This window comes from Streptomyces sp. TOM-9 (genome assembly GCF_056858595.1).
Window position 1 is genome coordinate 136677 of the sequence record NZ_JBXEQB010000001.1, and the last position, 13752, is coordinate 150428.

Below are 13752 nucleotides of genomic sequence, written 5' to 3' on the forward strand. Positions count from 1 at the left end.
CACCCCCTGCCCTCACCGTTACCCGGTGAACTCCAATCACCCAGCAAACCCGCAGGCCGGGCAACAAAGCCCTGCTTGAACACGAGCGACACCCAAGCCGAACCTCACATGGGTGTCACCGGTCGTACTTGTCGGTGTACTGCGGCCCGTCCGTCTCGGCCTTGCATCCCTCACTGTTGGTGGGCATGCCGTGGGAGACCACGAGGGCGTAGGACTGCGGGACGAAGTCGCAGCCCTTGCCAGACCACTGGGACGCAAGGAACGTCCAGCCGACGGCAGCGGCGGCGAGCGTGTACTTCGTCTTGGCGTTCATACGAGATCACGCCTCGGTTACGTAGGGTAATCGTGACCCGACTAGGGGTTATGTGTAAGTATGAACGGATTGCGCTCATATGCGCACCCCGACCCGGGGACGGGCACACCCCAGGGCAGTCACCGCACGGGGCCTGGGAAGGCGTCGCCGCAGGTCAAACCGCATGGCGGTGCCCGTTGGGGACGCTACGGGGGATGCGGGTGCGCAAGAGTCCGCGCCCTTCGAACCCGTGCACGACCAAGGACCGCCGGCCAGCACCGGGCGGTGGCCAGCCGCGGGCCCGGTGGGAGCGGTGACCGTCACAGTGCTGCCGGCAGGCGGGTCGGGCCTGCCGGGCGCGGGTCTCGTCCGTCATCAGGACACGGCCAGGGGCCTCACGGCGGCTGCCGGCGCAGCCGCCCGGGCGCGGGCGCCACCGGCTGCCCCTGGCCTTGGAGGCGGTGCCGGCGGCGGCGTGGCGTCGGGCGGCCGGGTACGCGCCAACCGCCCGCTCCAGGGCACACCGTCCACGGTGCCCCGCACGCGCCGGTCGTCACGGGCGAAGGGGGTGCGCCGCCAACTGGGCAGATGACGGCCGATATCGGGGGGCCGCCAGCCGTTCGCCCGAGGCCCTCGCGGGTGGGACCGGCCCGGGCTGGCGTGGTCAGCGGGTGACGCGCGGCGGGGTGGCGGTGCCATGCACCCGCTTGGCGTGCCTGGCGTACAGGCGCGGCGCGAGGAACGGCAGGATCAGCCGCGCGGGCGGCGGAGCCTCGGCGAGGACCGCTTTGATCACCTCGGGGTCGCCCTCGTACATCGCCATGCCGAAGGCGAGCGGCAGGGTCTTCTTCGGCACTTCGCTCATGCCGTGCTCGCCGAGCTGCTTCCACTCGGCCGCGGTGACGTACTTCTCGGCCAGGGGGAGGATCCGCTGCTCCTCCATCGTCATGTGCTCCACAAGTGCGGCCAGCAGCCGGTCGAGCGCCTCCGCGAGCTCGTGCCCGCCGTGTGCGGTGGACCGCCACTGCGGCAGCAGGCGCAGCGCCTGGCCGTTGGCGGCTTCGATGGCGTGGTGCTGCTCCTCCATCAGTGGCACGATGACCTCGGCCTCGGCCCCGCCCCGCTGCTGCAGCAGCGGCCACAGGATCATGTCCTCGCCCTCGTGATGGAAGTGCAGGAGGCCGCAGACGAGCTCGGCGTGGGCGCCGACGACCTCCGAGCGCCGGGTGTCGTGCTGCTCGACGTCCCGCACCAGTTGCGGGAGCAGGCCGAATTCACGCCGGATCATGGTGTGGGCCATGTACATGTCTCGCACATCGGCCATGGGTTCGTCGGTGCTCGGGTTCACGGGTCCTCGATCGCTGGTGGAACAGTCGGCCTCTGTGGCCGGCGAGAAAAGCCTGATCGCACGGGACACCGGGCGTATAGAACCTCGGCGCCAACAGGACCTGCCGGGTGGCGAAGGATCCGCGGCCGGCGGGTCGTCCTTCGGCACCACCCTGGCCCTGGCCGGAACCCGCCGCTGCCGGAATCGGGTCGCCATGCATCCGGCAGCCGTGGCAAGGGGTGCCGTGGCCCCACGACGGTGCGCGGCTGCATCCTGCGGCGCGTGTCCCGAGGGTGAACCCGTATCCGCGCCAGGTCGGTCCGCCGACGGGGGCGGGGGGGCCGGAAACCGCTACGACCCTCGCAGGCACAGCCGCCGCCCGTCGGCAGAACCAGCCACCGTACCGGCCACGCCGCACGCCGCAAACGGCCCGACCCGGGCTGCTTACGGCGTGCGGCGTGCTGCTCATCACCGGGCTCGGCGACCGGTCCACCTCACGGGCCCGCGTGTCACCGCCGCCAGAACAGGTGGTGCGTCACGCCGCTCGGGCTGGGCACGACCTCCAGGTGGAACCGGTCGAGCAGTTCCTCGGGAGACTCCCACAGGCGCAGCCCCACCCCGAGCTTCACCGGCGCGACCGCTACATGCAGGGTGTCGACGAGGCCGGCGTCAAGGAACGCCCGGATGGTGGTGACCCCGCCGCCAAGGCGCACGTCCTTGCCCTGCGCCGCTTCCCGCGCCCGTTCCAGGACCGTGGCCGGGTCGCCGTCGACGAAGTGGAACGTGGTGTCGGACAGCTTGAACGAAGGACGCTGGTGGTGGGTCATGACGAACACCGGCGTACGGAACGGGGGCTCCTGACCCCACCAGCCGCGCCACTCATGGTCGCTCCAGGGCCCGCGCTGGGGCCCGAACTTGTTGCGGCCCATGATCTCGGCGCCGATGTTGCGTGCGAAGTCACGCGTGAAGTGGTCGTCCAGGCCCCGGCTACCACCAGGGTCCGTGCGCATCGGCCAACTCGCCGTCGCGCCGGCCCAGCCGAACAGCCGCTCGGGACGGTCACAGCCGAACGGCCGCTCCAGGCTCTGGTGCTCACCGGCACCGATCCCGTCACTGGAGACATTGAAGTTCATCACTCTCAGCAGCTGATCCACGATCTTCCTCGCCAGGTCCTGTTCGTCGTCATCGTGCGGCAGGCCGCCCCACACGAAGACGTCGAACAGGACACGGCCGGATCGACAGCAGCCCGCAACCTTTTTCGGGGGCTGCGTCAGGACGCAGCCCCCCTGCGGTGCGGCGCATGCCACCAGGTTCGCGTACTCCGCAACGGACAGCGCGGGCGGTACAGGGTTCGCCACGGTTGCAGCCGTGGGCAGCCGGCGCCGGGCGCCCTGGCCGCGAACACCCACAAGCGGGAACACCGCCTACCCATCCATCCATACGTCGCATCTGGCAGCAGATCAGGCACGACCTGACGGGACGCTGTTGGGGTGCCCCGGCCGAGTCCAATCAGTAACTCTTAATTTAGGAATTATTATTGACGCGCGCCCGTAACCGCTGCAGGATCCCTGGAAACAAGATCGCAACAGGCGCGCGGGCATGGAGCGGTCCGGGGACCGGCCGCCGCACCCTCCACCAGGGGGCGGCGCCCGGGCTCACGGCCAGGACGGACCGGCACGCCTGATCGATCGGACAGCGAAGGATCCGATGTGAAACGACATCTCACCGCTCTCCTCGCCCTGGTGACCGGCGTACTGGCCGCGGCCGTGCCCGCGCCCGCCCAGGCGGCCCCGGCCGCCGCCGGCGCAACCGGCGCAGCCGTCACGGCGCCGGCAGCCGCGCAGGTGCTGAGCCCGACGCCGTACATGGGCTGGAACACCTACTACGCGTTCGGTGGCGATCCCACCGAGGCCGAGATCAAGTCGACGGCCGACTTCCTGGTCAGCAGCGGCCTGCGCAAGGCCGGCTACGAGTACGTGTGGATCGACGGCAACTGGGCGGCGCCGACCCCGCGCAGTGCGGCCGGCGACCTGACGCCCAACCCCGCTCAGTTCCCGAACGGGCTGGCGCCGCTGGTCGACTACATCCACTCCAAGGGCCTGAAGGCCGGCATCTACACCGACGCAGGCCCGTACATCCCCGGCAAGTGCGGACTGGGCAGCGGCGGCTACTACCAGCGTGACGCGGACCAGTTCGCGGCCTGGAAGTTCGACGCGGTCAAGGTGGACTACCTCTGCGGGATCGCGGCGGACCTCGACCCGAAGACCGTCTACACCGAGTTCGCGCAGGCGCTGCGGAACAACGCCAGCAAGCGCCCCATGATCTTCAATCTCTGCAACCCGGTGACCTCCCCGGACTGGGGCAACTACCCCGAAGAGCAGCAGTCGACGTACTCCTGGAGCTACGCCCCGAAGATCGCACAGTCCTGGCGGACCTACACCGACGTGGGCTTCGTCGACGAGATCAAGTTCAAGGACGTGCTGCGCAACTACGACGCGAACGCGCGGCACCCCGAGGCCGCGGGTCCCGGGCACTTCAACGACCCTGACTACCTCGGTCCCGAACACGGAATGTCCGACGAGGAGTTCCGTACCCAGATGACGCTCTGGTCGGTGGCGGCCGCGCCGCTGGTGATCGGCAGTGACGTCACCAAGCTGGGCAAGACCTCGCTCAGCACTCTGTCCGACCCCGATGTGCTCGCGATCAACCAGGACCCCGCCGTCGTCCAGGCCGTCCGCGTCGGCCCCGCCGGCACGACGGAGACCTGGGTGAAGCGGCTCGCCAACGGCGACCGTGCCGTGGTGCTGCTGAACCGGGGCGACAGCCCGGCGACCCTGACCACGAAGGCGTCGTCGGTCGGCCTGTCCGGCCACCGGTTCACCCTGAAGAACGCCTGGACCGACCAGGTCACCGAGAGCGCCGGCACCATCAGCGCCGCCGTCCCGGCCCACGGCGCGGCCCTGTTCCGGGTCCGCCCTGCCACGGGCACGCTCGGTCTCCCGCACGTCGTCGCCGGCCTGCCGCAGGTGACGAAGGTCGGCAGCGACACGGTGCCCGCCGGATCCGCCCCTCTGGTCGCCGGTGGCGACCAGGCCCAGGTCGAGGTCACCGTCCGCAACGACGGTACGCAGCCGGTCCTCACGCCGCAGGTGGAGCTTGCGGTGCCCGCCGGCTGGACGGCCCGTTCGCTCGGCACGGCGCCGAAGCTGCTGGGCATCAACCGCTCCGCGACCCTCGCCTACACGGTGACCCTGCCGGCCGATGCCGCGCCGGGCAACGCCACGGTGACCGCCGGCACGTCGTACACGGTGGCCGGCAAGGGACGCCTGCGGCAGGAGACCGCGACGGCGATCGTCGTCGCACCGGCTGCGCCGCACGGCGACACCGTGCTGTCGCACCACCAGTGGATCAGCGCCACCAGCGGCTGGATGAGCCCGACCGTCGACAACAGCGTCGGCGGCTGGTCGCCGATCAGCATGCTCGGCCAGGTCTACCCGACCGGTATCGGGGTCGCCTCGCCGTCCACCGTCCGCTACTACCTCGGTGACCGGTGCAGCCGGCTGACCGCGACCGTCGGCATCGACGACGCGGTGCGCAACGTCGGCCCGGAGGGTGGCACGTCCACCTTCCAGGTGATCGGCGACGGCAAGGTGCTGTACGACAGCGGTGTGGTCACCCGCGACGACGTCCGCCAGGCCGACGTCGACCTGACCGGCGTCCGGGTCCTCGACCTCGTGGTCGGCGACGCCGGCGACGGCGGCTACAACGACCGTGCCAACTGGGCCGGCCTGAACGCCACCTGCTGAACCCGGGCGGCCGCGTCCAGGTGACACCACACCTGGGCGCGGCTGATCCGCCAGCTCGTTGAGACGCCGTGGCGCGCGGTCCGCGCGCCACGGCGTCCTGCCGTCGGGCTGTCCTCACGTCCATCACGCCCAGCGCAGCCCCAACCGCCTTATGCCAAAGCTGTAGCCACCATGGTCCCCGGGTGACGTGGGCCGGCAGGACCGTTCGGGGCGTCCGAACGCGGTGTGCTCGTGGTCGGTCAGTCTCCAGGAACCGCAGACGTGAAGGGTTCCATGGAAGCACCTTCGATTGCGATCGCCGTGAAACCAACGTCAGTTCCCGAAGTATGAACCTCACCTTGTTCCCACCGGACCCCTTGACCGGCAGCGATGGCGATGCGCTCCCCGTCGGGGCCGGCGATCCAGCCTTCGCCCGCGGTGACAAGGAACATCTGGGGCACGGGGGCGGGGTGCGTGCCGATGACGCCGCCTGGCTCCACGTTCAGGCAGGTAAGGTGCACCGAGCCTTCACCAGTGGCGATGCGGGTCGCGTGGAGGCCGTTGCTGCCGTGCCCGGTGACAACCCAGTCGTTGCGCTCGAAACGAAAGACTTCCACGCCACCTCTTCGTCCTTGACGCCAAGGGCAGTGATCGTAGTCTCGTTCGCCTGATCGTCCACACCCGTCAGGTCGGAGCTACACAGGAGGCCCTGCTGTTATGCGCTCCACCCGAAAGATCACCCCACCAGGAAGCCGCACTCGCACCCACGCTCACCATGACCGGTAGAGCAACGGCTACCAAAACCATCCCAGGCCGACACCATTCCAAGAGACGTGATGGCACTGGGTCACTGGGCCGCCTGCTGAGCCGTTTGGTAGGCGTCCCACAGCGGCTGCACGACCGTGCACTGGCGGGCTGCTCCATCCCGGCAGGTGGGGCATGAGGTGGCATGGTCCAGCCACGCCCGGTACGCCGCCTGGACCGCCTGGTTCACCTGCGTCACACGGGCCCTGACCACGGCACCGGGCCCCGAGCCGGTCTCCAGCCAGCGCTCCGTGAACCCGGGCTCCCCCATGACCGAAGACTCCTCAACCTCGCCGGATCCCGCATCCGGCCCGCCCAGCAGCCGACCCCCAATGTATCGACACGTCGCCCGGCACATCTCGAACTGCCGCATCATCTGCACATCTCCGGCGACTTGACCGTGCATCTGGCCGGATCCTTTCGCCCCGGATCCCTCACGGCGACGAGGAACCCGACTCGCGCGATCCCCGCCGGGCAGCGCCTGGTACGGGCGTACGGGCTCCCCACCCACCGCACCCGCCCCGGGGCCCCGCACAAGACCGGGCGGCCCGGGCCTGGGCGCCTGACGCCACACGCCCTCCGGCGCCGGCAGCACACGGGACGTGTGGCCGCGTCAGGTGCTGAGCCGGAAGACACGTCCGGCAATGCACACACCACCTGGTCCGTCGACCGCTGAACCAGGGCGCAACCTGCCGCAATCACGCGCACCCTGGAGGGGGACGCACTCGGCCGGACACCCACCTGAGTGATGTGTGATCGCGCCGTGGCCGGCCGGGAAGCGTCAGCCCAGGCCCAGCCGGGGTATCTCCCGTCCCGGGGAACGGTCCATCACCATCAGCAGGCCCGCATCGCGGGTCCTGGCGTAGGCGGCCTCGTCGATGACGTCCAGCTGGAACCAGACCGCCTTCGCGCCGATCGCCACCGCCTGGTCCGCAACACCTCCGGCAAGGGCAGAGTTGACGAACACGTCCACCACATCCACCGCAAAGGGAATCTCCGCCAAGGACGCATAGCCCCGCTCGCCAAGCACCGTCTCGGCCCTCGGGTGCACCGGCACCACCCTCTTGCCCAGACGCTGCAACTTCCCCGCCACCCGATAAGCAGCCCGCTCGGGATTATCTGACAAACCCACCACAGCCCACGTATCACCAGCACCGGTCAGGATCTCCCTGATCGTCGCATCATCGCCATACACCGTCATACCCGACACCCCCGTCCACGCCCCGCACCGCTTACCGCCAAGCACACGATCACCGGGAGGGCCAGGTCCTTGGACTTCATCCGCCACATGCAGCAACCCTAACCAGTCGGAATACTGTATGCAATGCTGCGTGCTGAGCTGACACCCCGATGAACGGCTACCACCCCCTTCGCCAGTTCGTGGACGGGACCTATCCGCGAACAGAGCCCAGTACCCCACCCGCGCCGGAACACTGCCACCGCGCTCCTGCCGCCCACCCCAATGGGTGCCCCGCAGAGGCGGCTCCCACCCGGCGACGCACCAACTGGTGTGGTGCGCGCACGCATGGTGCCCATGGGTCCGCCACCCGCTGCGGGCGGCGGACCCATGGGCAGGGTTCAGTTCAGGTCCCGGACCGTTCGGAGGCCAGCAAGTCGCACAGTTCGGCCACCGCCTCGCGGAGCCTGTCGGCGAATGCGCGCATCTGGTCGGCCACCGGCAGCGGTGTGCTCAGATAGAGGTGGAACCGCTCGGGCAGCAGGACATAGGCGACTCCGATGCAGCGGCTGCTGGTCGACCCGAAGCCGAAGTACTGGATGCTGGCGGACGGGGCGGAGCTGGTGCTCAGGTAGTCGTCCCGCATCGTCAGCCAGCCCGGGGTCCGGTACAGCGCGGGCTGCTCGGTCACTCCCAGCTCTGTCCCGCGCCGCCGCTGGATCAGTTCCAGCTCCCACAGGTGCTGCTCGGGCACCTGCCCGGCCTGACACTCCTTTGCGCGTTCCACATGCCTGCCTGCGGCGGCCCGGAACGCGGCGCGCCGGGTCGCCGCGTCCGCCGACGGGTCGTCCATCACGGTCACGAAGGCGCGCATCTCCGGGGTGACGACGCGCATCGCCTCGGTCCGCCCGTGGCGGTACTGGCGGGTGGCAATCGATTCGTACGTGGCGCCCAGCAGCCCCTTGGCGCGCCAGTGGGCGAGCTGGTAGGCGACCTGGACAAAGGCGTCCGGCGACGCGCCCAGCGCCTTGGCCGTGTTGCTGCCGAAGTCACTGAAGGAGACGGTGGCGGTGGCGGTGTTCTCCCCGTATGCGACGAACGCTTCAGCGGCGGAGCGCACCTGGGCCCTCAGGGCGTCGTCCAGCTCGAACACGAGCGTTTCCAGGGCTGGTTGGCCCTGGGAGCGGGCTCCCGACTGCCGGGACTGGTCCGCGGCCGGGGTGCCGAGCAGGGCATCGGTGAAACTGAGAATGGTGGTGCCGTCCAGCTCGCAGTGTTCGACGTTGATGCCTGCCCGTCCGTCGGCGAACACGATCACGGACACGGCCTTGTCGAACCAGCGGTTGCCGCGGTCTCCGTAGAGCAGCTCGTCGCAGGCTTCCTGGATGTCCGCGGGCGCGAGATCCTCCAGGCAGACGCAGAAGAGCGCGGTCTCGATGTCGTCCAGTGCCTCCGCGTTGGACGGGTGGCGGGCGAGCAGGGACTCCCGGGTGGCCGCCCATTCGGCGCGGGCCATGGTGGTGAGGTGGCCCACCGAGGTGTCCGGGCCGGCCGGCTCGGAGCCGGCCTTCATCACGGCGCGCAGGCCGGTCTCGAGGTCGTCCAGGCTGTGCGGGACGCCGTCGGGGCCGAGGACGTCCAGCCGGAACATGCTGCCCCGGTGGAAGACGACGATGTGCCGGGCGCTGGACGGGCCGGGCGACTGCTCGCTGTAGGGGGCGCGGACGGTGTCCTGCTGCGCGCCGGGGATCCGGGTGGTGGAGAACAGGAACTTGTTCTGCACCATCGACTGTGGCCGGCCACGCAGGGTCACCGGCGCGATGAGCTCCTGGTCGAGCTGCCGCTTGTAGTTGAGGGCCGAGGCGATGAGTCCGGCCGCCCGCTCCACCTGCGCCTGGCCGGTGTCCTGGAACAGGAAGAAGAAGTTGGCGTTGAGCGCGATCCGGTCCCTGCGGCCCAGGTAGCGGTACGGCCAGAAGGTGTCGAGCCAGCTGTGGACGCCGGCCGTGGCGTCGTACTCCTCCAGCGCGGCGTGCAGCACCCGGCCGGGGCTGTCGGGCCGCAGGAAGGCGGCCACCTCCGCCTCGGTCGCCGCCAGTTCCTCGGCGGTCAGCAGCGGCGCGCACCACGCGAGGAACCTCTCGCAGCTCGCCTCCAGCGTCGGCAGCGGCACGCGCGGCAGGCCGTCCTCCCGGGCGAAGGTCGCGACCGCAGCGCTTTCCTGACTGGTGTTCAATTCTGCTCTCTTCTCGAATCGTGCGGACCTGTGGTGTCCTCGCGGGAGGCGAGCCCTCCGGCCTGAGACCCCGGCGTGCCGTCGTCCGGCCGGGAGATGCAGAGCTGTGCGTGGAGCCAGCCTTCCGTCTCCAGACCCCGAGCATCCACCCCGGCGGCCGACATCGTCTCGAGTACGAGGGCCTGTTCCTCCGGGGAGGCGAACCGTCGCTGTTTGAAGACCTCGTCGACCCGGATCGTTCGGTACCCCAGTTCGGCCAGGGCACGTTCGACGGGATCGAACGGGAACATCCGGAGCACGAAGTGCGCCATCCAGGGCCTGCGGCCGCCCTGCGCCCGGACCACGTGGGTGAGCGTCCGCTCGGTGACGTATCCGAGGCACCCCGTGGAGATGACCAGGTCCGTCCCGGCGAGCTGGGCGCGCTGCGGGGGCGTGGGGTCGTGCTGCTCCAGGTCGGCTTGCACCGCGGCGTCGAGGAATCCGGCCTCGAGCGCGTAGGACAGCGCGTTGCCGGAGGTGTCCAGGCCGACGAAGCGGATGTCCTGCGCGGGCCGCCGGGACCGGGCCAGTGCCCGGTCCCGGGCCAGGAGCTCCGTGCGCGTCCGGGCGTCGGCCGCCGTCGCGGCACCGCCTTCCGCGTCGCAGTAGCGCGCGTACAGCTCGTCCATGGTCGCGTCGTACTTCAGCAGGGCGGCGTTGATCCCGTAACTGCAGCCGATGTCCAGTACCTGTGGGACCGCGACGTGCCGGGACTCCCGGTACTCCTTGATGAGCTTGGCGAAGTAGGGCTTGGCGTGTTGCGGCACGCTGTAGCCGAGCGGGCGGAGCTCGCGGAAATAGCTGCGCGGATCGGGCTGGGTGTAGATGTGGTCAAGGGAGACCTTTCCGGTCGTGTCGAAACGCACGGGGCTCTCTTCCTCCGTGGATTGCAGAATGGGGAAACGGCCGGCGCCTGCCGGATTTCGCCGCCCGCTAGTCCAGCAGTCGGTCGCCCCGTACGGCCCGGCCCTCGGCCGCCAGGTGCTCGGGCAGGACCCGGCCGAAGAGCTGCCGGGTCCGGGCCACGCTCCCGATGACGCCGGGGCGCTCGCTGTAGGCGAAGATCGCGGAGTGGCGCGCGGTCTCACCGCGCACCGGGCTCACACGGTGCAGGGAGTAGCGGCCCTTGAACAACTGCAGGTCGCCCGGTTCCAGGGCGAGCCGCCGGATCAGTTGCCCGCCCCGGCCGTCCAGCACGTGCGTCACGTCGTCGAAGCACTCGTCCTGGGCGGACCTGATGTTGGGGCAGTACTCGAAGACGCCGCCGGCCTGCGCCTCCTGCGTGAGCATGCTCACGGTGAACTCGTTGGTGTCGAAGTGCCACGGGTGCTCCATGCCCGGCGGGACGACGTTGAGGACCAGTCCGGAGAGCGGGTCGGCCAGCTCGTGCAGCCGAGGGAGTCCGAAGCAGCGGGCGACGAAGTCCTGGAACGCCGTGTCGGAGTAGAGCCGGCTGATGAGGGAACTCGCGGGAACACGGTCCCGGGCGACGAAGGCGTTGCCCCGCTGGAACGTCCTGCGGCCGGGGTGGTCCTGCGGCAGCTCCGAGTCCAGCCCGATGTTGTAGACGTTGACCGTTTCGACGTCGAAGTGAGCCATGGGGGCGATGGCCGAGCACTCCTGACGCAGGACGTCGCGGAGCGACGGGCGGATGAAGTCGGGGAGGACGGTGCAGCCGAGTGCGGCCAGTTCGCGCCGGGCGTGGGAGACCACTGCCTGCCCTGCGGCGCTGTCGAGTTCCGTCAGGGGGTAACGAGCGGTGTCGACCACTTGGTCAAGCTCGATGGCTTCCGAAGTGCTCATGCGACCCTCTCTGCATGCGGGCAGACCGTCCTGGGGGATGCTCGATCCCCCTGGCTCGTCGGCAACTCCGTCCACAAGTAGCAGAGTTGAAGCTCTCATAGTGGCCGCGACGTTGTCTGTAACACACGACACTGGGTGGTCGCGTCCGCCCAGCCGCCCGGTCGCCGGTCCGCAGGGGTGCAGAGGTTCTTCCACCGGTGCCGGCGGTTCGCTGACCTGACCCCAGTGGGGAGTGCCCGGCGGGAGGCCTCGCCGTCCGCGCCTGAGCTGTCGCGGCTGACGGTCTCGACGCCGGGGTGCTCGCGCAGTCACCGCTCAGGGCGTCGGCGTCGCGGCCCGGGAGTACGTCGACCCGTTCGCCGGTCTCGGCGTCGGTGGGGCTCGTGGCGAAGTGGTGGCGGCGTTTGAGCGCGAAGTCGTCGACGCCGAGACGCGCGGCCCTCGCAGCATGCGTCGGTAGTTGGGCGGTCGACCGGGCGATCGCCGCGGCCAGGGCGGAAGAGGCGGGTTCCGCCCGCCCCGTTAACCGACCGCCCCGGTAGTTCGCAACGAAGCAGTCAATCGCCTGCAGGCAGGGATACGGGCTTGCGCAGCAGCCACTGTCCGAACGTCCGACGTGGGGGCCGCACGACAACGCGGCCGAAGCTCTTCTTGCCGACCAGCTCCACTCGCAGCGTGATCGGCGTACCAGGGTCGGGTGTCCGATGGACCTTGACCTTGCTGTATTCCAGCGTCAGGGCATCGGCGTCGACCACGATGCCCGGCTTGGTGACCAGCGTCAGGGTCTTGCCGCGCACATCCATGTCGATCCGCAAGGTGTCCTGCGTGATCACTGCCTCGGTGAAGTCGAGCGTCACCTCGCACCACTCCACCGCAAGCTCCAGCCTCCGTGGCACCACCCAGCGCCCCACACGCTTGACCGCACTGAACCTCTGCTCGATCCGCAGCACGTCCTTGACCTCTGTTACGGCCACGCCGGCCGAGACGGACACCGGTGGCAGGTCAGCGGTGAGCGCGGTCAGTTCGCTGACGGTCCGCGCCGACAGGGCAGCCTCCAGGCGCTCGTCCAACTCGGCCGCGGTCAGCCGGCCGTCCCCCGCCGCGACACGCAGCACGTCCACCGCCCGGTCCCGGTCCGCATGAGAGGCCCGCAGCTCGGGCGACGAGCCGGGGCCGGAGTGCTTCCCTGTGGGCGCGATCTCTCCCGGCATGCTTCCGTCCCAGTCCTGTCGAACGTCTTCGCGCGATGCAGCCACGGCGCGACCAGAGGAATAACGCTATATCGCGACACAGGTCTCAACCAGGCCCGGAACAAACAGGAGCGGATTGACGTAGCCCCCTCTCGGAGAAAGGCCACGGATCCATCCCTGCTCACAGGGATGGATCCGTGGCCTTTCGGGACGTGAGGCGACTGGAGGGTGTCCGCCGCTCAGGCGCAGACCGCCGTGGGCGTCTCGCATGCGGCAGTCCCGCCGGTGGCGTTCGCCCGGCGCTCGACCGCCGCCAGGGCGTCCTTGACCTCGCGCGCCACGCGGGCCGCGTCCTCGGGGTTGTTCACCACATCTGTGTTGTTCATGTCGACGACGAGGACCTCGCTGGCCGAGTAGTGCTTGTGCACCCAGTCGTCGTAGCCGGACCACAGCGTCCGGTAGTACTCGACGAGGCTCTCGTCCTGTTCGAAGTCTCGGCCCCGCAACCCGATGCGGTGCAGCACCGTCTCGAAGTCCGCCTTGAGGTAGACCATGAGATCGGGTGCCTTGCGGTACGGCAGGCCGTCGATCTCGCGCATCATCTCGTCGAGAAGCCCCTCGTACACCCGCATCTCGAGGGAGCTGATCCGGCCCAGGTCGTGGTTGACCTTGGCGAAGTACCAGTCCTCGTAGATGGACCGGTCCAGGACGTTGTCGCCCTGCTTGTACGCCTTCTTGATCGAGGCGAACCGCGTCTGCAGGAAGTGGAGCTGAAGCAGGAAGGGGTACCGCTTGGCCTGGATCTCCTCGGGGCTCGCCGTGTAGAAGAGCGGAAGGATCGGATTGTCTTCCACGCTCTCGTAGAAGACTTCGCTGCCCAGTTCCTTGGCGAGCAGTTCGGCCACACTCGTCTTGCCGATCCCGATCATGCCTCCGACGCAGATCACTGACATACCTCACATCTCCGTGGCGGGTCTTCTGTTCACGGGCGGGTGGGCAGGGCGCCCCAGACCACTTGGACGCGCGTCGGCGGTCACGCGATTCCCGGGATCTTCGTGATCAGCGTCGTGTCGTCCCCGTCCGGACCCCGGTCCTGACA

At 69.5% G+C, this 13752-nt stretch carries 12 protein-coding genes; 1 reads left to right on the forward strand and 11 read right to left on the reverse strand.

All coding sequences use genetic code 11. The features are described 5' to 3' along the window. Positions 1-115 precede the first annotated feature (115 nt). The 3 genes from AC1VWI_RS00635 to AC1VWI_RS00645 all read right to left on the reverse strand — a co-directional run bounded on the left by AC1VWI_RS00635 (position 116) and on the right by AC1VWI_RS00645 (position 2773). Positions 116-313, reverse strand: a complete 198-nt coding sequence (locus tag AC1VWI_RS00635) for a hypothetical protein (RefSeq protein WP_499508878.1) — start codon at positions 311-313, stop codon at positions 116-118. Between the two features lie 643 nt (positions 314-956). Beyond that, the gene (locus AC1VWI_RS00640; protein WP_499508879.1) at positions 957-1616 is read right to left on the reverse strand and encodes a hemerythrin domain-containing protein; all 660 of its coding nucleotides are present in this window, start codon (positions 1614-1616) and stop codon (positions 957-959) included. A gap of 512 nt (positions 1617-2128) precedes the next feature. Then, a complete protein-coding gene (locus AC1VWI_RS00645; RefSeq protein WP_499508880.1) occupies positions 2129-2773 on the reverse strand; it encodes a dihydrofolate reductase family protein in 645 nt (214 codons plus the stop codon). Positions 2774-3328: 555 nt separating this feature from the next. On the opposite strand from AC1VWI_RS00645, the gene AC1VWI_RS00650 reads away from it, so the two are divergent. After that, a complete protein-coding gene (locus AC1VWI_RS00650) occupies positions 3329-5425 on the forward strand; it encodes an NPCBM/NEW2 domain-containing protein (RefSeq protein ID WP_499508881.1) in 2097 nt (698 codons plus the stop codon). 239 nt (positions 5426-5664) lie between these two features. Here the strand turns inward: AC1VWI_RS00650 and AC1VWI_RS00655 are convergent, their stop codons facing one another. The 8 genes from AC1VWI_RS00655 to AC1VWI_RS00690 all read right to left on the reverse strand — a co-directional run bounded on the left by AC1VWI_RS00655 (position 5665) and on the right by AC1VWI_RS00690 (position 13606). Continuing rightward, complete coding sequence (locus AC1VWI_RS00655) at positions 5665-6021, reverse strand: cupin domain-containing protein (RefSeq protein ID WP_499508882.1); 357 nt, start codon at positions 6019-6021, stop codon at positions 5665-5667. Between the two features lie 230 nt (positions 6022-6251). Further along, positions 6252-6479 carry a hypothetical protein gene (locus AC1VWI_RS00660; RefSeq protein WP_499508883.1) on the reverse strand — a complete coding sequence of 76 codons (228 nt, stop codon included), beginning with the start codon at positions 6477-6479 and terminating at the stop codon, positions 6252-6254. Positions 6480-6989: 510 nt separating this feature from the next. Continuing rightward, a complete protein-coding gene (locus tag AC1VWI_RS00665) occupies positions 6990-7403 on the reverse strand; it encodes a CoA-binding protein (protein ID WP_499516689.1) in 414 nt (137 codons plus the stop codon). Positions 7404-7791: 388 nt separating this feature from the next. Continuing rightward, positions 7792-9621, reverse strand: coding sequence for a choline/carnitine O-acyltransferase (locus AC1VWI_RS00670; RefSeq protein ID WP_499508884.1), 1830 nt, complete (start codon positions 9619-9621; stop codon positions 7792-7794). Then, positions 9618-10526, reverse strand: coding sequence for a class I SAM-dependent methyltransferase (locus AC1VWI_RS00675; protein ID WP_499508885.1), 909 nt, complete (start codon positions 10524-10526; stop codon positions 9618-9620). Before AC1VWI_RS00675 ends, AC1VWI_RS00670 begins: the two co-directional genes overlap by 4 nt. 67 nt (positions 10527-10593) lie before the next feature. Next, positions 10594-11463 (reverse strand): HalD/BesD family halogenase, encoded by an 870-nt coding sequence (locus AC1VWI_RS00680; RefSeq protein WP_499508886.1) that lies wholly within the window; start codon positions 11461-11463, stop codon positions 10594-10596. A 557-nt stretch (positions 11464-12020) separates the two neighbouring features. Continuing rightward, positions 12021-12674, reverse strand: coding sequence for a DUF1707 SHOCT-like domain-containing protein (locus AC1VWI_RS00685; RefSeq protein ID WP_499516690.1), 654 nt, complete (start codon positions 12672-12674; stop codon positions 12021-12023). Positions 12675-12892: 218 nt separating this feature from the next. Then, complete coding sequence (locus AC1VWI_RS00690) at positions 12893-13606, reverse strand: deoxynucleoside kinase (RefSeq protein ID WP_499508887.1); 714 nt, start codon at positions 13604-13606, stop codon at positions 12893-12895. Positions 13607-13752: the final 146 nt, after the last annotated feature.